The sequence below is a fragment of the Shewanella sp. ISS20 genome (assembly GCF_056522965.1).
Genome location: NZ_JAWRZK010000001.1, coordinates 1,991,794 through 2,014,103, shown reverse-complemented (window position 1 = coordinate 2,014,103; position 22,310 = coordinate 1,991,794). Strand labels below are relative to the sequence as shown.

Genomic DNA, 22,310 nt, shown 5'->3' with positions numbered 1-22,310 from the left:
TCGGGCGGTTTTTTGCATCAAATTACTGCTTAGTTAACACCAGCAATACTTGACCTTCGCCATCGAGCAGGCTCAATTGGCCATTGGCATATTGAGTGCTGGCTACAACAGGCATAGCTTGATTCACTAATTGCTCTTGAGCCATCAAAGCATCAACACAAGCCTTCATGGTCGTGCCAGCAGGCATCAAGGTTAATTGGTTATTCGCAAACTCATATTTGCCAAAGAATTGATTACAGCTGTTGTTACCGGTTAAGGTGCCATCTGCGCTGAAAATTAGTTCTGCTGGGCTGTAATCAACCGTAGGTTGACCCATGATGGTTTCAATTTTCCATTGACCAATCAGCTCTAAGTCACTGCTTGGCGTGGTAGCTTGGCAACCACCTAAAGTGAGAGCCAAAGTGGTGATTGCGAGTACGCGTTTAAACATGAATACATCCCCAATAAAGTGTACTAAGGCCTTAGTGTATCTAAGTATTGCTTGATAGCAAAAAAAGAAAGCGACAATTGTCGATTAATTACACTGGCATCTGAGAATCACTAGTAACACTTGGCTTAGTTTGCTGAGATTTAAGGCCTGCACGGGTGATTTGGATCATAGGCGCAAGCTTAGACGATGAATCTGGGCTAAAGAAGCACGCGTAAGCATCAAGGACAAGATGATCGGCCTGCTGCTGCAGTGATTTTTCGGCACGGCGAATAATGTGCTGTAAATCCCTATCTGAATCAAGGAACACTAACACCACAAAGTCCTTATCAGTGTATCTTGCGGCAATATCTGCGGTACGAATCGTATCTTGGATCACGCGGCCTAACACTTGCTGATCTTTCTCTGTGATTTCGCCATAACTGGAGTTATTCATTAATTCAAAAAATAAAATACCCGCATGAGATCCAAAACGGCGACCTAAGGCTAATTGCCGTGGCGCCATCATTAAGAAGCCATATTGATTGAGCATGCCTGTCAGGCGGTCACGCATAGAGAGTGAGCTTATGCGCTGATTTTGACACATTAAGGCTAAGTCTTGTTGCAGTAAGACTTGAACCGGTTCCAGCATGGCCAATGAGGCATGAGCAGTTAATGGGTCACTTTCAGATAAGACAATTAAGCAACCAAAGTCACTACTGTCAGGCCAGCGGATTGGCCGCGAAATAATATATTCCAGTTGGCCAACTTGCTCAGGCAGGGATAGCTGAGTTTCTGACAGTTTGATTTGTAAGCCTTGCCAAGGTGCTTTTATGCATTGCTCAATAAGAGGGTTAGCTAATTCTATCACCAGGCCTGGGTGCAATAAATGATCGCCTGCGCAAGTAATTACCTCATAACCTGCATTGGTTCTTTGTAAAACTATGATTTTAGATGATTTGTAATAGTCGTTTAGTAATTCACATTGTTGAAACCAACGAACGAGGTTAATCGTATTATGCTCATTTTCTAAAATACTTTGTGACGGGTCGAACTCGCTGGTTAACATCTGTTGCGTCCTTGCATGGCTGTTATTTAATCAGTGTGGGGCAGATGCTGAAATTTGTAAATTAAAAATCCAGATTTTGATATTAATAGCAAGTGCTATCAGGCATATAATGCCTTTTTAAAGAGGAGTGCCTTATGTATCAGCTACGAATTGCGAGCTTAAGTGATCTCGATATCTTGTGTCAGCTTGAGTCCTGTCACGCTCGGCAAGAAAGTCGCGGCCATTGGCAAAGTGAGGCCTTACCTCGGCAACTGCTGAGTCTTCTGCTGGAAAAACATCTGGTGGTATTCGCCACTAAAGAATCCAAAGCGATTGCTTATGGCATAGCCGCTGATTGGCAAACTATGGTGTCTATGCCTCTGTATAAAAAAGGCTTTGATCTGGTTAAGCAAGAACGAAAAGCGGCGCCTTGCTGTCATTGGGGGCCTGTGTGGGTGAGTCCTTCTGAGCGTGGTCATGGCTTATGCGGGCAATTATTTGCTTTCGCCTTAACGCATTTAGAACAACAATACCGCTCGATCCAGGCCATAGTGGCAGAAGATAATGAGGCATCGTTTCAGGCCCATAGCCGCGAGGGCATGATGACAGTCGCAAGTTACTTCTCAAGCCAAGGGCAAGATTATTATTTGCTCAACCGTGATATTTAATGAGGCATAGATGACATCCGAGCAATTTATCGCCTCCAAGTTAGTGCTATCAAGTCAGCATTTGGCTCAGTGTTTATTGTCGCTGTGGAGTCATGAAGGCTTAACCGTTAAGGTATGGCGCCAAGCGCAAGGACAAACTACTCGGCTTGTAATTGAGTCTGATGATGGCTGCTTTGATTGCGGTGATGAGCGCAGTTTGCAATCGAATTTAACGGCGCTTGATAATGAGTCTATGCCAGAGCTTACGACATTAACGGCTGTGACTATGGCCGCCTTACCCTTAAGCCACTTGCCTATGCTAATGATGCAATACAATCATTTTGATCATATCTAAGGTTAGCTCAGCGGTTTTTAGGCACAAAAAAAGCGAACCTAGGTTCGCTTTTTGACTAACAACAAAGTTATAAACCGGCGTCAGTGCGCAGATCATCAGCCTTGTCAGTACGCTCCCATGGGAACTCTTCACGACCAAAGTGGCCGTAAGCCGCAGTCGCTTGATAGATAGGACGAGCCAAATCTAACATTTCAGTTAAGCCGTATGGGCGCAGGTCGAAGTGCTGACGTACCAGTTGGATCAGCTTGTCTTCAGACAGCTTGCCAGTACCGAAAGTTTCAACGCTGATAGAAGTAGGTTCAGCCACACCAATAGCGTAAGACACTTGAATTTCACAGCGATCGGCTAAGCCTGCTGCCACGATATTCTTAGCAACATAGCGAGCTGCATAAGCCGCGCTACGGTCTACTTTTGATGGATCTTTACCAGAGAAAGCACCACCACCGTGACGAGCCATACCGCCGTAGGTATCTACGATGATTTTACGGCCAGTCAAACCACAGTCACCCATAGGGCCACCAATCACAAAGCGACCAGTTGGGTTAATGAAGTACTTAGTATTGGCATTTAACCACTGCTCAGGCAGTACTGGCTTGATGATAGTTTCCATCACGCCTTCGATTAAATCTTTCTGGCTAACGCTGTCGCAATGTTGAGTCGACAACACGATGGCATCAATGCCTACAATCTTGTTGTCATCATAAGCGAAAGTTACTTGGCTCTTAGCATCTGGACGCAACCAAGGTAACAGACCACTCTTACGCACTTCAGACTGGCGCTTAACCAGTGCGTGTGCGTAAGTGATAGGTGCTGGCATCAGCACGTCAGTTTCATTGTTGGCGTAACCAAACATCAAGCCTTGGTCACCAGCGCCTTGCTCTTTAGGATCGGCTCTATCAACACCTTGGTTAATATCAGGTGATTGCTTACCGATAGCATTCAGAATCGCACATGAATCGGCATCAAAGCCCATGTCTGAGTTGGTATAACCAATTTCACGAACTGTTTTACGAGTCAGTTCTTCAATATCAACCCACGCAGAAGTGGTTACTTCACCACCGACCAGAACCATGCCAGTTTTGACATAAGTTTCACAGGCAACGCGTGCCTTAGGATCTTGCTCTAGGATTGCATCTAATACCGCATCAGAGATCTGATCGGCGATTTTATCGGGATGACCTTCTGATACTGACTCAGAAGTAAACAGGTGATTTGCCATATTCACAAAATCTCGTTAAATAAGTTAATTATGTAGAAGCATCTACATCTAGACGGCTATTCTAGATGAAATTTGCCCTATGATCACCCTCAGTGAGCAAAAATTCATGCAGTTTGTGAGCTAGTTGAGTTTTTTCACCCTAAAAATAGCCCCAAACTGATGCGTGAAAATGCGACATTTTCATTTGCTTCAACCTCGTATGTAAGGGAAAATGTGGCTCCATCATTGGTTGTTGCACGCAAGTCTCAATAATAAGCAGGAGAGAGCATGTCTTCCCGTAAAGTACTCGCCAACGCTATCCGTGCGTTAAGTATGGACGCAGTTCAAAAAGCAAACTCAGGGCATCCTGGTGCACCTATGGGCATGGCAGATATCGCCGAAGTTTTATGGCGCGACCATTTAAACCATAACCCACACAATCCTACCTGGGCAGATCGCGATCGTTTTGTATTGTCAAATGGTCATGGTTCTATGCTGCATTACTCGCTGCTTCACCTCAGTGGTTATGACTTAACCATCGAAGATTTAAAACAATTCCGCCAATTGCATTCACGTACTCCAGGTCACCCTGAGTATGGTTATGCGCCAGGGATTGAAACGACTACTGGTCCATTAGGTCAAGGTATTACTAATGCTGTAGGTATGGCGCTGGCTGAGCGTGCATTAGCCGCCCAGTTTAACCGTGACGGCCACGAGATTGTTGATCACCATACTTATACTTTCCTTGGCGACGGTTGCTTAATGGAAGGTATTTCTCACGAAGCCTGTTCGTTAGCTGGCACTTTAGGCTTAGGCAAGTTAGTCGCGTTTTGGGATGACAACGGTATTTCTATCGACGGTCATGTTGAAGGCTGGTTTAGTGATGATACCCCTAAGCGCTTTGAAGCATACGGCTGGCATGTAGTCGCTGGCGTTGATGGTCACGATAGCGCTGCTATTAATGCTGCCATCGTTGCCGCTAAAGCTGACCCACGCCCAAGCTTAATTTGCTGCAAAACCATTATTGGTTACGGCTCACCAAATAAGTCAGGTTCTCATGACTGCCACGGCGCACCATTAGGTGCTGCTGAAATTGCAGCGACTCGTGAATTCCTAGGCTGGGCTCATGGTCCATTTGAAATCCCTGCAGAAATTTATGCGTCTTGGGATGCTAAATCAGCAGGCGCTGCCAAAGAAGCGGCGTGGAATGAGAAATTTGCGGCCTATAGCGCAGCGCATCCTGAGTTAGCTGCTGAGTATTTACGCCGCGTAAACGGTGAACTGCCAGCTGACTTTGCTGAAAAAGCCGATGCTTATATTGCTGAACTGCAAGCCAATCCAGCTAGCATAGCGTCACGTAAAGCATCACAAAATGCGTTAGAGCATTATGGTAAGTTGTTACCAGAATTTATGGGCGGCAGCGCTGACTTAGCGCCATCCAACCTGACTATGTGGTCTGGCTCAAAAGCGCTGACTCATGATGATGCGTCTGGCAACTATATCCATTATGGTGTGCGTGAATTTGGTATGACCGCCATCATCAACGGTATCGCTCTGCATGGCGGTTTTGTACCGTACGGCGCGACTTTCCTGATGTTTATGGAATATGCCCGCAATGCTATGCGTATGGCTGCCCTGATGAAGATTCAAAATATTCAGGTCTATACCCATGACTCTATTGGTCTGGGTGAAGATGGTCCTACCCATCAGCCGGTTGAGCAAATTGCTTCACTGCGTTTGACGCCAAACATGAGCACTTGGCGCCCATGTGATCAGGTAGAATCAGCCGTGGCTTGGAAGTTTGCTATCGAGCGTAAAGATGGCCCAACTTCACTGATTTTCTCGCGCCAGAATTTAGCGCAGCAAACTCGTGATGCGCAGCAGTTAGCCAATATCGCCAAGGGTGGTTACATCCTTAAAGATTGCGCTGGCACACCTGAGCTGATCTTGATTGCCACAGGTTCTGAAGTGGAATTAGCTATGTCAGCTTACGAGCAGTTAACTGCCAATGGCCGCGCAGTACGCGTTGTGTCTATGCCAGCTACCGATATGTTTGATAAGCAAGATAAAGCTTACCGCGAAGCGGTACTGCCAAGCTCAGTGACAGCGCGCGTAGCCATTGAAGCTGGTATTGCTGATTTCTGGTACAAGTATGTGGGCTTAAATGGCCGCATTATTGGTATGACTAGCTTTGGAGAGTCAGCACCAGCGGGTGAATTATTCAAAATGTTCGGCTTTACCACAGAAAATGTGGTTAACGCCGCCAACGAACTGCTGAATTAATCACACTCAGTGAGTACCAGTGTGATGGTGCTTACTGATAAGGTCGGCATTAAGCTGACCTATAACAGCGGCTTACCTAGTGATTAGGATAGGCCGCTGTGCTATATCTGCGTCCGCCATGGAGGAAGTGTCTGCCTATGATTAGAGTTGCGATAAACGGCTATGGTCGAATAGGGCGTTCTTTATTAAGAGCCTTATACGAATCAGGAAAACGCCAGCATATTCAGATAGTCGCAATTAACGAATTGGCGACACCTGAGGCTATGGTGCATTTAACCCGTTACGACACCACTCATGGTCGCTTTCCATTGCCGGTGGAATATCACCAAAACCATATGTGTATTGGCGATGATAACATTGTATTACTGCATGAAGCGCAGGCGCACTTATTGCCTTGGCAAGCGCTAGCCATTGATTTAGTGCTTGAAGCATCGGGTAGCCTTAACGACAGGCAAGCCTGTGAAGCGCATTTGCAGGCAGGCGCTCGCAAAGTATTAATTTCTAACCCTTCTTCAGCTGATGTGGATGCCACCATAGTCTATGGAGTCAACCATGACAGCTTGCAAGCCAGTCACACTATAGTCTCTAATGCATCCTGCACGACTAACTGTATTGTGCCCGTGATTAAAGTGCTTGATGAGCATTTTGGCGTTAAAAGTGGCGCCATCACTACTATTCATTCAGCCATGAATGACCAACCTGTTATCGATGCTTATCATGACGATTTGCGCCGCACCCGCGCTGCCAGTCAATCTATTATCCCTGTGGATACTAAGCTTGCCCGCGGTATTGAGCGCATTTTGCCGCAAATGAAAGATAAGTTTGAAGCCATTTCAGTGCGCGTGCCGACGATTAATGTCACCGCCATTGATTTGTCAGTGACTTTGGTGAGTAAGGTTGATATCGCCACAGTTAATCAATTGCTTGAGCGTTCGGCGCTCGGCATGTTTTCCGGGATTTTAGGTTACACCAATGAGCCTTTGGTCTCGTGTGACTTCAATCATGATCCCCGCTCCTGCATAGTGGATGGTACCCAAACCCGTGTCAGCGCCGGCCACTTGGTCAAATTATTATTGTGGTGCGATAACGAATGGGGCTTTGCGCAGCGGATGCTAGATACCAGCTTGGCTTGGCATCAAATCAAACAATAACGAATTCTATTTACGAAATAAGGAAATAACCCATGCCAATTATTAATATGACAGATTTAGCACTTGCCGGTAAACGCGTACTGATCCGTCAAGACCTCAATGTGCCAGTGAGCGCAGGTAAAGTGACTAGTGATGCCCGTATTCGTGCGTCTTTGCCTACCTTGAAATTAGCCTTAGAGCAGGGCGCTGCTGTGATGGTCATGTCACATTTAGGCCGCCCAGTAGAAGGTGAGTTTGCTGCTGAATTCTCAATGCAGCCAGTGGTCGATTATTTAGCGCAAGCGTTAGATTATCCAGTGCGCTTAGCAAGTGATTATCTTGATGGCATAACAGTTGCTGCTGGTGAGTTAGTGGTATTTGAAAACGTGCGCTTTAACAAAGGCGAGAAAAAGGATGATGAAACTTTAGCTCGCAAACTGGCAAGTCTGTGTGACATCTATGTGATGGATGCTTTTGGCACTGCTCATCGCGCCCAAGCCTCAACCCATGGTGTTGGTTTATATGCGCCGATTGCTTGTGCTGGCCCGTTGTTAGCCGGTGAACTTGATGCTTTAGGTCGCGCTATGGATAACCCTAAGCGTCCATTAGTTGCTATTGTTGGCGGCTCAAAAGTATCCACCAAACTGACGGTATTAGAAAGCTTATCTAAGATAGTTGACCAGTTAGTGGTTGGCGGCGGTATTGCTAACACATTTATTGCAGCGGCAGGCCACAATGTTGGTAAATCCCTGTATGAAGCTGACCTGCTTGATGAAGCTAAGCGCTTAGTGGCTAATGCCCAAAGCCGCGGCGGTGACATTCCTGTCCCTACCGATGTAGTGGTTGCGAGTGAGTTTAGCCCAACGGCGAGCGCTACCTTAAAAGATGTATCAGAAGTCTCTGATACCGAAATGATTTTTGATATCGGCCCAGATAGCGCTGAAGCCTTAGCTGCCATTATTGCCAACGCTGGCACTATCGTGTGGAACGGCCCTGTGGGCGTGTTCGAGTTTGATCAGTTCGGCGAAGGTACTAAGCGTATTGCCCAAGCGATTGCAGATTCTGAAGCCTTCTCAATTGCTGGCGGCGGCGATACCTTAGCAGCCGTTGATAAGTATGGCATTGCCGATAAAGTGTCTTACATCTCTACTGGCGGCGGCGCTTTCCTTGAGTTTCTTGAAGGTAAAGAGTTACCAGCAGTGGCTATGCTGTTAAGTCGTGGTAAATAATAATAATTCTATTGCCACTAAGGAGCCGGCGTAAGTCGGCACAATCAATGTCGAGTCAATCGATAGCGACCTCGGTGAAACATCACCCTATTATTGGAGTTTAAAATGGCCCTTATTTCCCTACGTCAATTGCTGGACCATGCTGCTGAACATAGCTATGGTGTGCCAGCATTCAATGTTAATAACTTAGAGCAAATGCGCGCCATTATGCAGGCCGCAGAAGCCACTGACAGTCCTGTGATTGTTCAAGCATCTGCTGGTGCTCGCAAATATGCTCGTCCACAGTTTCTTAAGTATTTAATGGCGGCGGCGTTAGAGCAATATCCAGATATCCCTGTGTGTATTCATCAAGATCACGGTACTCACCCAGATGTATGTCAGCGTTCAATTCAATTAGGCATGTCATCTGTGATGATGGATGGCTCCTTAATGGCTGATGGCAAAACTCCAGCAAGCTATGAATATAACGTTGATGTGACTCGCAGAACCGTAGCTTTTGCTCACGCTTGTGGCGTTTCTGTGGAAGGCGAAATTGGCTGTTTAGGTAGTTTAGAAACTGGCATGGCTGGTGAAGAAGATGGCATTGGCGCCGAAGGCATTTTAAGCCACGACCAAATGCTGACGACTCCAGATGAAGCCGCTAAGTTTGTTGCTGCCACGCACGTTGATGCCTTAGCTATTGCCATTGGTACTAGCCATGGCGCGTACAAGTTCAGCCGTAAACCTACGGGTGACGTACTGCGCATCGATCGCATCAAAGAAATTCATGCCCGCATTCCTAACACTCACTTAGTGATGCATGGTTCATCGTCAGTGCCACAAGAATGGTTGAAGATCATCAACCAATACGGTGGTCAAATTCCAGAAACTTACGGCGTGCCGTTAGAAGAAATCGTCGAAGGCATTAAGCACGGTGTGCGTAAAGTGAACATTGATACTGATTTACGTTTGGCTTCAACTGGCGCTGTGCGTAAGTTCTTAGCTGAACATCCAGCCGAATTTGATCCTCGTAAATTCTTAAAGGCGTCAATGGATGCTATGGATTCTATCTGTACTGAGCGCTATGAAGCCTTTGGTTGTGCGGGTATGGCGTCTAAAATCAAGCCATTGTCGCTGCAAGCCATGTATAAGCGTTATCAAACTGGCGAATTAGATCCACGCATCAACTTCTAATGTAATCCCTGATGCTATGAAAGCCCGCCTTGGCCTAATGCCGATCAGTTAAGACAGATTGCTTGACGATCTCACTGAAAGGATCAAAATCCGATGACCCCATGTCATCGGATTTTTTTATGCAACTTTCAGACGCTTTGGCGCGTACTCATATCAATCGTCATACCGAATTCACCTGTCTGGCCGATGTGCTTGAGCCTGATTTAATTCAGTCGTGCCTTGATTCACATGGTGTTGCCAGTTTACGGCGACGTAAGTTACCTATGGATGCCATGATTTGGGCGGTGATTGGTATGGCTCTGTTCAGAGGCGAGTCCGTCCGCTCTCTCATCAATAAGCTTGCTATCGTCTTACCTCAAGAGGTGGATTACGTGGCTCGCAGTGCTGTCACGCAAGCGCGCAAGCGGCTGGGCTCTGACGTTGTTCAGGATGTGTTTAAGCGAAGTGCCAAAACCTGGCATGAGAGAGCAGAGCATCCTCATTGGTGTGGACTCAACCTCTACGGTGTCGATGGTGTCGTGTGGCGAACACCTGATAGTGAGCAAAACAACCAGGCCTTTGCCAAAACCGCCAATGCTGCTGGTGATGCTGCCTATCCTCAAATTCGTATGGTTTGCATGATGAAATTAAGCAGCCACTTGGTATTGAACAGCACCTTTGATTCTGTTGCTGTCAATGAAATGAATTTAGCCGCCGAACTGATATCCAGCATACCCAATAACAGCCTGACTCTGTTTGACAGAGGCTTCTATTCGTTGGGGCTTTTGCACGCCTGGCAACAGGCTCAACCTAACAGCCACTGGCTGCTGCCGTTGAAGAAAGGCACACAATATGAAGTGGTACTCTCTTTAGGAAAACACGACCAACTGGTGCAGTTAACCACCACACCTCAAGCCAGAAAGAAGTGGCCTATTGCCTAATGCCGTTCACACTAAGTGAACGGCATTACGCCTTGGCGGGTTTTTTAATGTCAAATTACTAACATTTTGCTAATGTTTAGGTGTTTTTAGTAACTTCCGTTGATTTTCAAGAGGGTGTATTGATGACATTTAAAGCAATGGTAATGGCTGCGTGTTGCAGTTTGCCAATAGCGGCACTGGCTGCCGATGATAATGCGAACAAGACTTTTAGTGGCGCGGCAGAATTAGGGGGCACATTAACCACAGGCAATACCGATACGTCATCGGTCAAAGGCGCAGTTAAACTTGAGCATGACATAGCTAACTGGCACAACACTTATGAGGCCAATGCGCTTTATAGTAAGGATACCGATGTAGTCACTGCTGAGCGTTATTTTGCCGGCGCGCAGGGCGATTACGCCTTAGATGAGCGCAGTTATTTGTTTGTGAACTCAAGTTATCTTAAAGATCCCTTTACCGGTTATGACTATACCATCACGGCGGCCACAGGTTATGGCTATACCGTCTTTGAAGATTTAGCGACTAAGTTAGATGTGCAAATTGGTCCTGGTTATGTATATCAACGTTTAAATGCAGAGCAAGCGCTGTTATTGGGCGAAGAAACTGAGCAAAGCTGGGTGGCGCACGCTGGGGTTAATTTTGAAAGTAAAATCAGTGAAAGCTCGACCTTTAACCAAAGATTGGTGGCGGATTATGGCGATAAGCTTGATGGTCGCAGTGAAACCTCTATTACTGCCAATATTATTGGCGCCCTTGCCATGAAGTTTTCTGTGATAGTGCGTTATAACAGTGAACCGTTAGATGATAAAAAAAGTACAGATACAGAAACTAACATAGCCTTATTATATTCGTTCTAGGCTGTTATCTTTGCAAATGTTAGTTTTTCCTCATTTGACTGGGCTTATTACTGCTGTGTCCATACGTAGTGAAGCATGTTAATCGCGCGCTAAATCAAGCACTGAGTCACACAAGAAATAACACCATAAGTTGCATATCAAATCATGTTCTAAGTCACACAAACAGACATGCGATAAATATAGGGGGGCAGCTCCCTATATTGGCACTAATCTACACTGACTCTTATGAATAGAGAGCACGGTATCGACAACATTCAGTAGCAGCAAGTCGGCTAATAACAATGAATCATTCATAAAACTAAATAAGGATTTATGGCTGAATATTATTTTGAGGTAAAGATCACGAAATAGAATATTAAGCACTTATGCTTTTAACTTCTATTTGTATACTGCTATGCCAAATTTATTGAGATTGAGTGAGTATGCATATTGGCCGCTGTTGGTTAGATAATCAGAAACAGCAATTAATTTCCGATGAAGGCCAGATTTGGCAATTAGATCACACTGAGTTAGCTGTGATTTTTTGCTTGCTGAATAATCGTGACAAAGTGGTTTCACGCCAGACGTTATACGTCTATTTTAACGGCGACAATAAACAACTCCAACTCAACCCCATAATACATAAGTTGCATCATTTTATCGGGCCGAAAGACGCCACCTTACTTGAAATTGTCGGCGTGCAGGGTTACTTGCTCCATGGCCGCAAACCGCCACGTTCGCAGTTAAATGCTTCCCCCTATCAAGCTATCCCTCTGTTAGCGTATAGTATGGTAGTGGTGGTTATTGCGTTATTGATCTTTTGGTTACTGCCAAAAATCGATGATATTGAGGTGACTTTTGAAAATGTCTACGAGCAGCAAATAACCACTGATTATGGCCAAACATTAACCCTGCAAGTCTTTCCCCATGAAAAAGATCAAGTGAATAAAGTGGTCAATAATAGCGATCATTTACAGGAACAATTATTAACCTGTAAACATATTCCTTGGCAAATGATTGGCTATGCGATCTCCAATGATACTTCTATGATTCATTTTGTATTGATGAAGCATAACAATGAGATTCCAGAATACCGCAATATTAAGTTATTTCAGCATGAGCTTAATATTTATGCAATTAATTCAGCTTGGTTAACTGAGGTCGGTATTTGTGGTTAAGTTAAATGATTGGCGCATGGCCTTTGGTATTTGTGTCTTAGCCATAGTATTAGTGGTTGGTGTGGTTTATGGTGGCATAGTTCTGCTTAGTAAATATACAGCTAAGGAGCAGTTTCAGTGTGCCTCTGTGGTGTATAACGATGCTAACAAATTGCAAGGTCATAATAATCTCAAACTTAGCGTCAATATTAATCAGGATAAAGTCATATTTGACTATGACTATTTTTCTGGCCAAGACCGAGTGGGCGGCGTGACTTTACATGGCAGTTTGGAATCTATTCATGTATCAGACATGACTTATCATTTCATCATTCACTCGGGTGAGTTCGATATGGATTTAACCGCTAAGAATATTCCTGCTGAGATAGTGCGTGTGCTCGACCAAGGACGCAAGGCGCTGAACCTCACCAACAACCAACTGCCACTTGCCATGCAAGTTTCGCAAGTATTTAAGCAAGACAATCAAGTATTCATACGCTTTATGCCGGGCAATAATATCTGGAGTTGTCAAAAGCTATATTAAGTCATGAACAGCTACACTTGGTTGTCAAAAACATAATTTAGTAAACCAGTAATCAAGAGTTAAGCGTGAGTAATTCACTAGGTTTAATCTCTGCTTGAGCCTTATACTGTGGCGCAGTATGAACTAATAGCCAGAGGAGTCTTCATTGGCCGATATTCAAGTTAAGCAAGAATCCTCCAATTCGATTAAGTTCAGCCAAGTGCTGGAAGCTGGCGCTGATCAGCGCGTAGATTTATATTTCTCACTGCCGCAAGATTTAGGTATTAACCCTAAGTCGCTCAATGAAGAAGACTTCCACCATAGCGCGGTACTGGGTCGTCGTTCTTATTTTTCGCAAGGCCTGCATTTACCTTTAGTTCAAGGTCGTTTCACTAGTTTTAAAAAGCAAAGCCTTGAGGACTATCGTATTTACCTCAACCTTTTTGCTTATCAATTTGCTGTGGCCATTGAAACCGATAGCAAAGAATTAGCGCGCCTTAGCGATCCTGAATTATTTTACCCATCGCTGCAGGAACAACTTGGGCTATTAGCCGTCATGCTAAAAAAGTTTCGGCGCAGCTCACCTGCCGATCCTAAATGGCAATCCTACTTTGAAAACGCCGATAACTATTTGTCATGGTTTTGCGAGCAAGCGATTTTAAAACTCTTAAGCCATAGCCCGCGCACCAGCGAATTTGCTGAATGCAAAGAACTCGCTTTAGCCTTTTGCCGTGAAGAGTCGAGTTATCGCGAAGTGAATCGCTATAACTCAGCGCAAACCGTTAATGACCCTAACCGCATATCTAATAAGATGCTGCTATTAAGGCGCTTGCTGCAACAAGGGGTGGTACTTAAACAAGAGCAGCGCTCATTGGGTAAGGGCTTAAAAAAGCTGACCACAGGCGTAGCAACAGCGCTAGTGATGATGGTGGTCTATAGCATGGTGTTTCAGGCGCAAGGTATGCTGAGCGGCTTGACCATGGCATTAGTGGTAGTACTCGCCATTATTTACGGTTTTCGCGAAATTTTTAAAGATGATATTCGTGATGCCATTTGGCGCCGCATTCAGCGCGGGCGGCCACGTTGGAGCCGAATATTGCGCGATACTGTCAGTCAAAGCGTGATTGCCAAGCAGCGTATTTGGCTGGATTTTGTCACCAGCAAAGACATGCCTGATACCGTTAGAGATATTTTACAACGGCGCCATAGCCAGAATAAGGTCGAGTCAGAAACCTTACATTATGCGGTGCACGCTAAGGTCAGCAAGACAGGTTTTTTAGCGGGATATCATAGAATTCAAGAATCGATTAACTTCAACTTAGTGCCATTTTTACGTCACTTAGAGCGCAGTAACATTAAGGTGTATCGCGAGCAAGATGGTAACGTCAGTAGTGATTCGGCTGAGCGTCGCTACCAAATCAACGTGGTGGTTTCGTTGCGAAAAGGCAAACAAGCGCCAAGTTATGCCAGATATAAGTTAACCGTTAACCGCTCTGGGATTGTGGAGCTCACCCAAAGCAGCTTACCTGAAAACATCTTGGCGATTAACTCAGAATTAGAAGCGCCAGATACCCATTAATCAGCTTATTCTCTTTAGATTTAAGCCTAAAGAGCGCTTAATGGCCGCGTATAGGCTTGACAAATTTGTTGTTCGCCGGTTTGCTTGGCACGGTGCAAGGCAATGTCGGCGTGGCTTATCAGGGTGGCTAAGTTATCTTGCTGGGTTCCCGCCGCAATCCCTATGTTAAGCCCATCGCCTAAGTCGAATTTAATCAAATAGTTCATTAGGTCACTGGCATAGAGATGCGCTTGATTCGGCAAGGTCTCAGGCATTAACAGTAACAATTGCCCAGTTTGGCCGCGGCACAGCTTAAAATTCGGAGTAATGAACTCAATCAAGTGCATTTCAATACTGTGCTGATGCGTATCCAGCTGATTTAAAGCGCTGATATGATGGTGCGCTATCTCTGGACTGATATCAATGAGTAACAAGCTGGCTGGATGCTTAGATGATTTATCTAGTTTTTCAAAGCAGCGTTGCAGCTCGTGCTGATCACCCAAGAAGTCATCATTATGTTTAGCGCTAGCGATATCCTGCGGGTTTTCAAGGGTATGCTTAGGGCAAGCTGGTAACCAATAACTAGTAATGGCTAAGACTTCACCTGCTGAATCTGTGTGACTCGTTAGCATAAGTTGCCATTCCTGCGCGCTTTGGCTGAATAGAGTAATGACCAGATTGCCGTGCCAATGATCTAAGCTAGTTAACTGCTCTTGCACACGAGTCCATAGCCCTGCTTGCTCGTGATTAACTAAGCTTATTAGATTGATATCATCCATCTCTTGCTTGAGTTGATGGCTAAAGGCGGGATTGACTTCAATTAACTGACCATCGGGTGCAAATAGGGCACCAGCTATGGCGCCATCACTAAACATGGTTAAACGGCTGACTTGCTCGCGACTAAGGCAAAGGTCAGTCTGTTGAGTGATTGTCAGTAGCAAGTAATAATCACGGTGACGGCCAAAGGGGACTTTGCGAATAGTAATGGCTAAGTAATCCCCTTGCTGCTGGCGCAAATCGAGCTCACCCTTCCAGATATTGTATTGATTGAGTGTCGTCAGCATGGCGCTAAACTCTTTATCTTGCAGCTGTAAGCAGCGCTGTAAGCTTCTGTCTTTTAGATCTTCTTCCAACATTAACAAGGTTGTTGCCGCTTGGGCGTTGACTGTGATTATGCGTCCTTGATCTGTACTAATAATTCGCCCTTGGCCGTCATCAAACAGATGCTCGGCTAGCTGCATGCTGAAAAACCCCGCGCGCTTTTGTAAGTGACTGCTATGTTTCAGCCCAATGAAAGCCATAGCTAACAGACCTAAACACACCAATAAAATCAGCACTAAGTAACGTGACACAGCAAATTGGTTATAAAGGTAGGCCTTGTCTATGTAAGACAATAAGAAGTAAGAGTAATCGTTAAACTGGCCATTTTGTAATTGGAATTTTAAAAACACTAAGGTGACATTTTCACCTTGAAATTGGCCGTAATGCTCTTTCTCCATGTTCTTCCACAATGCGGGATAACTATCATTTAAGTTAGTGCCAAGCTTTGTTGGAATGCGACTCGATGTTTGTTGATTGGATGACAGGGTATGCAGCTGGCCATCGACATTAAATAAAAACAGTGATGCGTTAGGATCGCCAAAGCTGTTTTGTAAGCGCGCGAGATTAACGTCCATGGCATGAAAGGTAATGAGGTAGATAGGGCTATTGAATTCGGGATAGTTAATTTTAGTAACTTGATAAACCACAGGTTTTATCTTGCCATTGCCAGAGCTAAAGGTAATTGGCGATAGATAAACTTGGTCGTGCTCTAATGCACTGATTTTAGTTAATAGTTTGTCTGATAAGGTCGCCGCGCCGAGATCATCATTAAAATTGATCAATTGCTGGCCTTTGCCATCATAGACAGCAATGCCTTGTAAGCTATCTAAGTTCGCTTGTAATTCTTGCCAGCTCGATAGCAATTGTTGGTGGAACTCTGGCTGCGGGTTTTGCAAAAATGACTTTAATAAGGTGCTTTTGGCTAAGCTTCGGGTTTGAAAATGCTGAAAATTAATTTGATCGGTAAGATCATTGGCAACACTTTGCAATTCGCTGTAGCGCTGGCTTGCCCGCTCCTTAAGGATAGTTTGTTGGCCTAACTCAATAATGACATTAGCGAGAACCACAATACAAAATAACAACACGGCAATTTGGCTCACTAAGCCTAAAATGCGTTGTTGTGACCAAATAATGCCTTGTTCTGGCATTAATTTTTTAGGTAATCGGGGCGCGTTAGGCTTACTAGGCATTGTTATCGTTAGGCTAAAGATTTGCTGTCATATTAACATGTAAAAAGCTATCTGCGGTAATCAGTTAGCCAACAATATCGAGCTGTCTGAGCTTAAATTCACAACCACTGTTGGCCACAATTTGCCGACATGCCTCAATATCAACACCAGCTAGGCCATTAATCGCCGACACTTGCACCTTGCTTATATAATGCGGAGCTAACTTAATAAAGGTGAGTAGTGCCTGCCAACTGCCCGCCAGTTTAGGTTGGCAGTGCTGTTGATAGAGGGTTTCATTGTGGGCATTAAGGGAAATTGACAAGCTATCAACCCAAGGGGCCAGTTCTGGCAATACATTACGGCGATGAAAATGATTGGCTAAACCGTCGGTATTGAGGCGCACTTTGCCACCGCGCTCTTTAATAGTGCGAGCCACCTCAATCAAGGTATTGAGGTTTAAAGTGGGTTCACCATAACCGCAAAACACATACTCATCAAAATCATCAACTTGACCTAATAGCGCTATGACATCTGCAGCCTTAGGTTGGTGTTGCAGCGCCAATTGGTATTGATGAACTTGCTTACTGCCTTGTTGTTTGGGGCAAAATTGACAGCGCAATGTGCAGCGGCCAGTGATATTTAAATAGCGACTATGGCGAATATCATAAACTAAGGTAGCTGACATGGCAGGCATAAACGATTTGGTTGGCAATTTGTAGCGCAATTGTGGTTATTGGTTAAGCTCAGCGTTGAGACTTAGATCAAGTAAATGGGCAGCGCTGCTACCCATTACTAACAATTAATCGCAGGGTTAAGTGTTATTTACTATCTTCTGGCGACTTATTTAACTGAGTGCTATCTAACCTAACACTGTCTAGCTGAGCACTATCTAGCCGAACATTGGCTAGCGATGAATTATCTACAGAAGCCACAGATTTGGCGGCGCGATAAGCGCTAGGCTGCCACCACCAAGCAAGTAAACGCCGGCCATCATCCATCACTACATACAGCACTGGCACTAAAATCAAGGTCACAAACGTCGAGAACAAGATACCAAAGGCTAAGGAGGTCGCCATTGGGATAACGATTTGCGCCTGTAAACTCTTTTCCAAAATAATCGGCACTAAACCAACAAAGGTAGTGAGTGAGGTGAGTATGATGGCCCGAAAACGGTAGCAACCAGCGTTAACCGTTGAATCCTTTAAGCTTTGGCCTTCAAGGCGCGCACGGTTAACAAAATCAACCAAGATTAAGGAATCATTCACCACTACCCCAGATAAGGCAATGATGCCGCATAGGCTCAAAACGCTCATGGATAAACCTAAGATAAAGTGGCCAAAGAGCGCGCCTATGATCCCAAAAGGAATGACGGACATTATGATGAGCGGCTGACTATAGGACTTAAGCGGCACGGCCATTAAGGCATAAATGGTAAACAGCGCAAAGAAGAAGCCTTGCATTAAGCTCAGCATGGCATTTTGTTCTTCTAAGCTTTCACCGTCGAGACTGGTGGTGATGGCTGGAAATTGCTGTTGTAACTCAGACAAATAGTCTTCTTGAATTTCGTTAACTACCTTGTTGGGTTCCACTTTATTTTTGTCGGCATTGGCAATCACAGTAATGGCGCGGTGGCCATCAACCCGGTTAATGGCTGCATACGACTGCCCAAGTTCAATTTTGGCGACACTGGAAAAGGGCACAGCAAGGCCGGATGGCGTGCGTATCATCATGTTTTCAAGGTAACCTAAGGTGCTGCGCTCTTCTTTGGGGTAGCGCACCATCACCTTGATTTCTTCTTTATTGCGTAAAATCCGCTGTGCCTCAACGCCGTAAAAGCCATAACGCACTTGTTTAGCTAAATCTGCCAAGGTTAAGCCTAAGGCCTCAGCGCCTGGCAAAATACTTAAACGTACTTCTTGGCTGCCCGATGAGAAATCATCAGCAATGTCATAAACGCCTTCATACTGGGCTAATTTGGCTTTAAGCACGGCGGCGGCTTGCGATAATTGCTCGAGATCATTGGATTGCAAACGAAAGGCAATGGCGCCACCGCTGTCATTGGTGCTGGCCGCGATATCGAGTTTTTTCACCGCAGGTAACTGGGGTAACTGCGCCCGCCAAGCGGCTGCAATGGCCACGCCATCAATGTCGCGATCTTCAGCCTTAGTTAATTCGGCAAAAATCATTGCCGAAGTGCGCGAGCTCATATTGATAAAGGTGTGCTTAAGCACTGGGAAGCCGTACTCTTGCTCCATTTTTTCATTCATAGCAAAGAGTGCCGTTTCAATATCTTGCACCACGTTTAAGGTGTTTTGCTCTGAACTGCCATTATCCATTTGTAAGTTAACTTGGATAAAGTCTGACGGTAAATCAGGGAAGAAGACCCAGCGCACCTTGCCACTGGCAACTAATGCTATGGATAAAATGACTACCCCAATGAACACGGCAATCACGTTATATCTGTGCTTAATACAGCGCTCTAAAAAGCCGCGATAGCTGACATGAATAAAGCGCTGCACTTGCTCATTAAACTTGACCTTAGCGCGAGATATGGCATTGGTAGGCGCTTGCTTAGGTTTGACTTTCATATGGGCTAAGTGTGCCGGCAAAATAAACTTAGACTCAACTAATGAAAACAGCAGACATAAGATAACCACCATGCCGATGGATTTCCAAATAATCCCCATAGGGCCTGAAACCAGCAGCATAGGCATAAAAGCGGCGACTGTGGTCAGCACTCCAAAGGTGGCTGGCATGGCCACTTTCTGGGCGCCCACAATCACGTTATTGATGCTGTGACCGTGTTGTTCTATCTCGGTATAGGCGCTTTCACCTATAACTATGGCGTCATCGACGACTATCCCGAGCACCAGAATAAAAGCAAAGAGGGTCAGCAGGTTAATCGATAACGAAAAAGGTTCCAGCGGCATGATCAGTAAGGTGCCCAGGAAGCATACTGGAATGCCCATGATCACCCAAAATGCGAGTTTCAGGTCTAAAAATAGGGCTAAAATCAGGAATACTAAAAGGGCGCCATAAAACATGTTAGACAGCATCATGTTAAGGCGACCCTTAAGGTAATGGGTTAAGTCACCCCAAGTATCAAGCTTAATGTGCGCAGGTAATACCTTGCTCTTATCGGCAACGTATTGCTTAACCTGATTGGCAATATCTATGGCGTTTTGATCGTCAATACTGCTGACTTCTATGATGGCAGCAGGCTTACCATTAAAGCGGGTGTAGTCGAGGCGCTCTTCAAAATCATCTTTAATAGTCGCTACTTGCGGTAGCATAATGCGGCTACCATCGGCCTGAGTGCTGACGACTATATTGGCAAAATCCTCCCCCGTATAAGCTTGGCCTTTAGTGCGTAATAAAATGTCGCCATTTTCAGCGCGTATGCTGCCGCCAGGTAAGTCGATAGATGAGGATTGTACTGCGCTCGCCACTTGAGCAAAGGTTAAGCCATATTCGCGCAGTTTGTTTTCAGATAACTCAATGGCAATTTCATAGTCGCGCACCCCGCTAACACTGGCGCGAGTCACAGCTGGCAGGGCGATAATGTCATCGCGCATCACCTTAGCCATTTCCTTCATTTCTTTGTCTGTCATGTCGCCATAGACCGACACCCAAATGACATTGCTTTCGGGTTTTATCTGAAAAATATCTGGCTTTTCAATATTGACGGGAAAGGTTGAAATCGCATCTATGCGTAATTTTACTTCATCGAGTACATTTTGAGTCTCATAGCCATCATCCACCTCTATGGTGACTGAGCCAACGCCATCACTGGCCACAGATGACACTTTTTTGATGCCGGAGACATCTTCAATGGCTTCTTCAATCTTGATGGTAATGCCTTCTTCAATCTCTTGCGGCGCCGCGCCTGGGTAGGCCACCGAAATCCGTAAATAGTTGAGATCAAAGCTTGGAAAAATCTCTTTATTAATCAGCGCAGCACTTATGAGGCCACCAAGTAACAGCACCAACATTAGTAAATTAGCCGCGACACTGTTATTGGCAAACCAGGCAATAATTCCTGACTGTGATGGTTCAGTTTGCATGGACATTATCCTTGGTTATCAACGGCGACGGCAATATTGGCAGCGTTTGACTCGGCTTTTGACTTAGCCTCTGCCGGCGCATTGGCTTTGGTGTCAGATTCTGATCCAGAGCTAACCTCAGCTTGATGCTTATCTTTCTTGCCTTTCTTGTCTGTCGCGACTGTTACTAACAGGCCAGTATTCATGTCGTTGAGTAAGGTTAAGCTCACTCTATCGCCTAGCTGCAAACTGTCCTTAATATAAATGCTATCAAGATCTTGGCGCACCACGTTGACGCTGCGCATCTCTATGGTGTTATCACTACTGACTAAGGCAATCGTCTGATTTTTTAATAAGTGGCGCGGTAATTTTACTATGCCGCTGACTTCTCGCCCTGTGATGCTAGCGTTGACAAAGGTGCCAAATTTTAGCGGCAAGCCGTGCTGATTGTCCCTTAAACGCTGATAAGGGTCGGGGACTTCGGCCACTAAATACACCATGCGATTGTTGGGATCGATAACGCCTTCACTGCGTACGATTTTTCCTGTCCAATGCACGGTGTTACCGGCCAGATTAGCCTTAAGGGCAACTTGGCTATTCGGGTTATCGATGGACTCTAAATAGGCTAATTCTTCGTTAGCTAATGGCAGTCGAATCTCGGCCACTGAAGTGTCGTAAAGTTCACCTAAAAGATTCCCCATAGTGACATATTGGCCTAAGTCGACTTGGCGGCTGCGCACTAGGCCATCAAATGGCGCGCGAATCGTGGTACGTTCAAGATTACGCTCGGCGCGCTTTAAGGCGGCTTGCGCCGATTTTACGTTAGCTTGCTCTTTTTTAAGCTGCGGAATACGCAGGCCAAGTTCTGGCGGCAAGCCATTGTTGTAATCTTTAAATTCTATTTTAGCGACAGCGCCGCGGGCGATTTCTTCATTGAGCGCCGCTTCTGCCTGCGCTAATCCAGCTTGGGCTTGCATTAAGTCTGCTTGATAATCCGATGGCTCAATTACCGCTAAGGCTTGGCCTTGTTTAACGACGCCGCCCGCTACAAATTCATCGGCTATGGATAAAATTCGCCCTTGGACTTCACTCACCAATTGGGTCTTATTTTTCGGGGAGGCAACTCCATAAGAGTTGAGATCTAAGGTAAAGCTTTGAGGTTCAACAGCCATAACAGTCACGACAGGCGGTTTGGCTTCAGTGCTTTTTTTCTCAGGCTCTTGCTTGCTACTCATAAGTAACGCCGCGCCAATAAAGGCCAACGCTATGATGAGTAATGGACTTAAGCGTCTGAGTATCAGTGTTAATGTAGCCATGTGAATTCTATCCATGCGATCGCGTTATGCCTAAATTAACAGAGTCATTTAAGGCGGCGAAATTGTTTTTGTAACCAAAATGTTTCTAAACATGACTGTGTTGAGGGGAAATGGCAAGTAGCTAATTGCCGCCCTTGAATAGTGCAGGCCAATGGCGAGATACAAAAAAAGCCGCATAGCGGCTTTTTTAGAGTCACAGTAAGGTTAGTTACTGCGCT

At 45.3% G+C, this 22,310-nt stretch carries 17 protein-coding genes and 1 pseudogene; 11 read left to right on the top strand and 7 right to left on the bottom strand.

Features of this window, described 5'->3' with window-relative positions:
* Nucleotides 1-22: 22 nt before the first annotated feature.
* Nucleotides 23-430, bottom strand: coding sequence for an META domain-containing protein (locus AC1HDP_RS09325; RefSeq protein WP_479638537.1), 408 nt, complete (start codon nt 428-430; stop codon nt 23-25).
* Between the two features lie 88 nt (nt 431-518).
* The gene (locus AC1HDP_RS09320) at nt 519-1,475 is read right to left on the bottom strand and encodes a GGDEF domain-containing protein (protein WP_479638536.1); all 957 of its coding nucleotides are present in this window, start codon (nt 1,473-1,475) and stop codon (nt 519-521) included.
* 134 nt (nt 1,476-1,609) lie between these two features.
* Between AC1HDP_RS09320 and AC1HDP_RS09315 the strand changes: the two genes are divergently transcribed.
* A complete protein-coding gene (locus AC1HDP_RS09315; protein ID WP_479638535.1) occupies nt 1,610-2,122 on the top strand; it encodes a GNAT family N-acetyltransferase in 513 nt (170 codons plus the stop codon).
* A gap of 10 nt (nt 2,123-2,132) precedes the next feature.
* Nucleotides 2,133-2,456, top strand: a complete 324-nt coding sequence (locus tag AC1HDP_RS09310) for a hypothetical protein (RefSeq protein WP_479638534.1) — start codon at nt 2,133-2,135, stop codon at nt 2,454-2,456.
* 67 nt (nt 2,457-2,523) lie between these two features.
* Here the strand turns inward: AC1HDP_RS09310 and metK are convergent, their stop codons facing one another.
* Nucleotides 2,524-3,675 carry a methionine adenosyltransferase gene (gene metK, locus AC1HDP_RS09305; protein WP_140933498.1) on the bottom strand — a complete coding sequence of 384 codons (1,152 nt, stop codon included), beginning with the start codon at nt 3,673-3,675 and terminating at the stop codon, nt 2,524-2,526.
* A 267-nt stretch (nt 3,676-3,942) separates the two neighbouring features.
* Here metK and tkt point away from each other — a divergent pair, with 267 nt between their 5' ends.
* The 9 genes and pseudogenes from tkt (at nt 3,943) to AC1HDP_RS09260 (ending at nt 14,484) form a co-directional block, all read left to right on the top strand.
* Nucleotides 3,943-5,937, top strand: a complete 1,995-nt coding sequence (gene tkt / locus AC1HDP_RS09300) for a transketolase (RefSeq protein ID WP_479638533.1) — start codon at nt 3,943-3,945, stop codon at nt 5,935-5,937.
* Nucleotides 5,938-6,074: 137 nt separating this feature from the next.
* A complete protein-coding gene (epd, locus tag AC1HDP_RS09295) occupies nt 6,075-7,088 on the top strand; it encodes an erythrose-4-phosphate dehydrogenase (protein WP_479638532.1) in 1,014 nt (337 codons plus the stop codon).
* A 32-nt stretch (nt 7,089-7,120) separates the two neighbouring features.
* Entirely contained in the window at nt 7,121-8,296 is a 1,176-nt protein-coding gene (locus AC1HDP_RS09290; protein WP_479638531.1) for a phosphoglycerate kinase, read from the top strand.
* Nucleotides 8,297-8,401: 105 nt separating this feature from the next.
* Complete coding sequence (fba, locus tag AC1HDP_RS09285; protein ID WP_479638530.1) at nt 8,402-9,469, top strand: class II fructose-bisphosphate aldolase; 1,068 nt, start codon at nt 8,402-8,404, stop codon at nt 9,467-9,469.
* 101 nt (nt 9,470-9,570) lie between these two features.
* A pseudogene (locus AC1HDP_RS09280) lies at nt 9,571-10,380 on the top strand (IS4 family transposase); the annotation flags it as partial.
* Nucleotides 10,381-10,511: 131 nt separating this feature from the next.
* A complete protein-coding gene (locus AC1HDP_RS09275) occupies nt 10,512-11,246 on the top strand; it encodes a DUF481 domain-containing protein (protein WP_479638529.1) in 735 nt (244 codons plus the stop codon).
* Between the two features lie 416 nt (nt 11,247-11,662).
* Nucleotides 11,663-12,403 carry a hypothetical protein gene (locus AC1HDP_RS09270; protein ID WP_479638528.1) on the top strand — a complete coding sequence of 247 codons (741 nt, stop codon included), beginning with the start codon at nt 11,663-11,665 and terminating at the stop codon, nt 12,401-12,403.
* Nucleotides 12,396-12,926, top strand: a complete 531-nt coding sequence (locus tag AC1HDP_RS09265; RefSeq protein WP_479638527.1) for a hypothetical protein — start codon at nt 12,396-12,398, stop codon at nt 12,924-12,926. Before AC1HDP_RS09270 ends, AC1HDP_RS09265 begins: the two co-directional genes overlap by 8 nt.
* Before the next feature lie 145 nt (nt 12,927-13,071).
* Nucleotides 13,072-14,484, top strand: a complete 1,413-nt coding sequence (locus AC1HDP_RS09260; RefSeq protein WP_479638526.1) for a hypothetical protein — start codon at nt 13,072-13,074, stop codon at nt 14,482-14,484.
* Nucleotides 14,485-14,510: 26 nt separating this feature from the next.
* Here the strand turns inward: AC1HDP_RS09260 and AC1HDP_RS09255 are convergent, their stop codons facing one another.
* The 4 genes from AC1HDP_RS09255 to AC1HDP_RS09240 form a co-directional block, all read right to left on the bottom strand.
* Nucleotides 14,511-16,754, bottom strand: coding sequence for a nucleotidyl cyclase domain-containing protein (locus tag AC1HDP_RS09255; protein ID WP_479638525.1), 2,244 nt, complete (start codon nt 16,752-16,754; stop codon nt 14,511-14,513).
* Between the two features lie 64 nt (nt 16,755-16,818).
* Nucleotides 16,819-17,427 carry a TatD family nuclease-associated radical SAM protein gene (locus AC1HDP_RS09250; protein ID WP_479639867.1) on the bottom strand — a complete coding sequence of 203 codons (609 nt, stop codon included), beginning with the start codon at nt 17,425-17,427 and terminating at the stop codon, nt 16,819-16,821.
* Nucleotides 17,428-17,551: 124 nt separating this feature from the next.
* Complete coding sequence (locus AC1HDP_RS09245; RefSeq protein WP_479638524.1) at nt 17,552-20,797, bottom strand: efflux RND transporter permease subunit; 3,246 nt, start codon at nt 20,795-20,797, stop codon at nt 17,552-17,554.
* Nucleotides 20,798-20,802: 5 nt separating this feature from the next.
* Entirely contained in the window at nt 20,803-22,092 is a 1,290-nt protein-coding gene (locus tag AC1HDP_RS09240) for an efflux RND transporter periplasmic adaptor subunit (RefSeq protein ID WP_479638523.1), read from the bottom strand.
* Nucleotides 22,093-22,310: the final 218 nt, after the last annotated feature.

Bases quoted from the DNA above. Each gene is read 5' to 3' on its own strand.
- metK (WP_140933498.1), bottom strand. From the start codon at position 3,675: ATGGCAAATCACCTGTTTACTTCTGAGTCAGTATCAGAAGGTCATCCC.
- AC1HDP_RS09255 (WP_479638525.1), bottom strand. From the start codon at position 16,754: ATGCCTAGTAAGCCTAACGCGCCCCGATTACCTAAAAAATTAATGCCA.
- AC1HDP_RS09240 (WP_479638523.1), bottom strand. From the start codon at position 22,092: ATGGCTACATTAACACTGATACTCAGACGCTTAAGTCCATTACTCATC.
- AC1HDP_RS09245 (WP_479638524.1), bottom strand. From the start codon at position 20,797: ATGCAAACTGAACCATCACAGTCAGGAATTATTGCCTGGTTTGCCAAT.
- AC1HDP_RS09320 (WP_479638536.1), bottom strand. From the start codon at position 1,475: ATGTTAACCAGCGAGTTCGACCCGTCACAAAGTATTTTAGAAAATGAG.
- epd (WP_479638532.1), top strand. From the start codon at position 6,075: ATGATTAGAGTTGCGATAAACGGCTATGGTCGAATAGGGCGTTCTTTA.
- fba (WP_479638530.1), top strand. From the start codon at position 8,402: ATGGCCCTTATTTCCCTACGTCAATTGCTGGACCATGCTGCTGAACAT.
- AC1HDP_RS09250 (WP_479639867.1), bottom strand. From the start codon at position 17,427: ATGCCTGCCATGTCAGCTACCTTAGTTTATGATATTCGCCATAGTCGC.
- AC1HDP_RS09325 (WP_479638537.1), bottom strand. From the start codon at position 430: ATGTTTAAACGCGTACTCGCAATCACCACTTTGGCTCTCACTTTAGGT.
- AC1HDP_RS09315 (WP_479638535.1), top strand. From the start codon at position 1,610: ATGTATCAGCTACGAATTGCGAGCTTAAGTGATCTCGATATCTTGTGT.
- AC1HDP_RS09290 (WP_479638531.1), top strand. From the start codon at position 7,121: ATGCCAATTATTAATATGACAGATTTAGCACTTGCCGGTAAACGCGTA.
- AC1HDP_RS09275 (WP_479638529.1), top strand. From the start codon at position 10,512: ATGACATTTAAAGCAATGGTAATGGCTGCGTGTTGCAGTTTGCCAATA.
- tkt (WP_479638533.1), top strand. From the start codon at position 3,943: ATGTCTTCCCGTAAAGTACTCGCCAACGCTATCCGTGCGTTAAGTATG.
- AC1HDP_RS09310 (WP_479638534.1), top strand. From the start codon at position 2,133: ATGACATCCGAGCAATTTATCGCCTCCAAGTTAGTGCTATCAAGTCAG.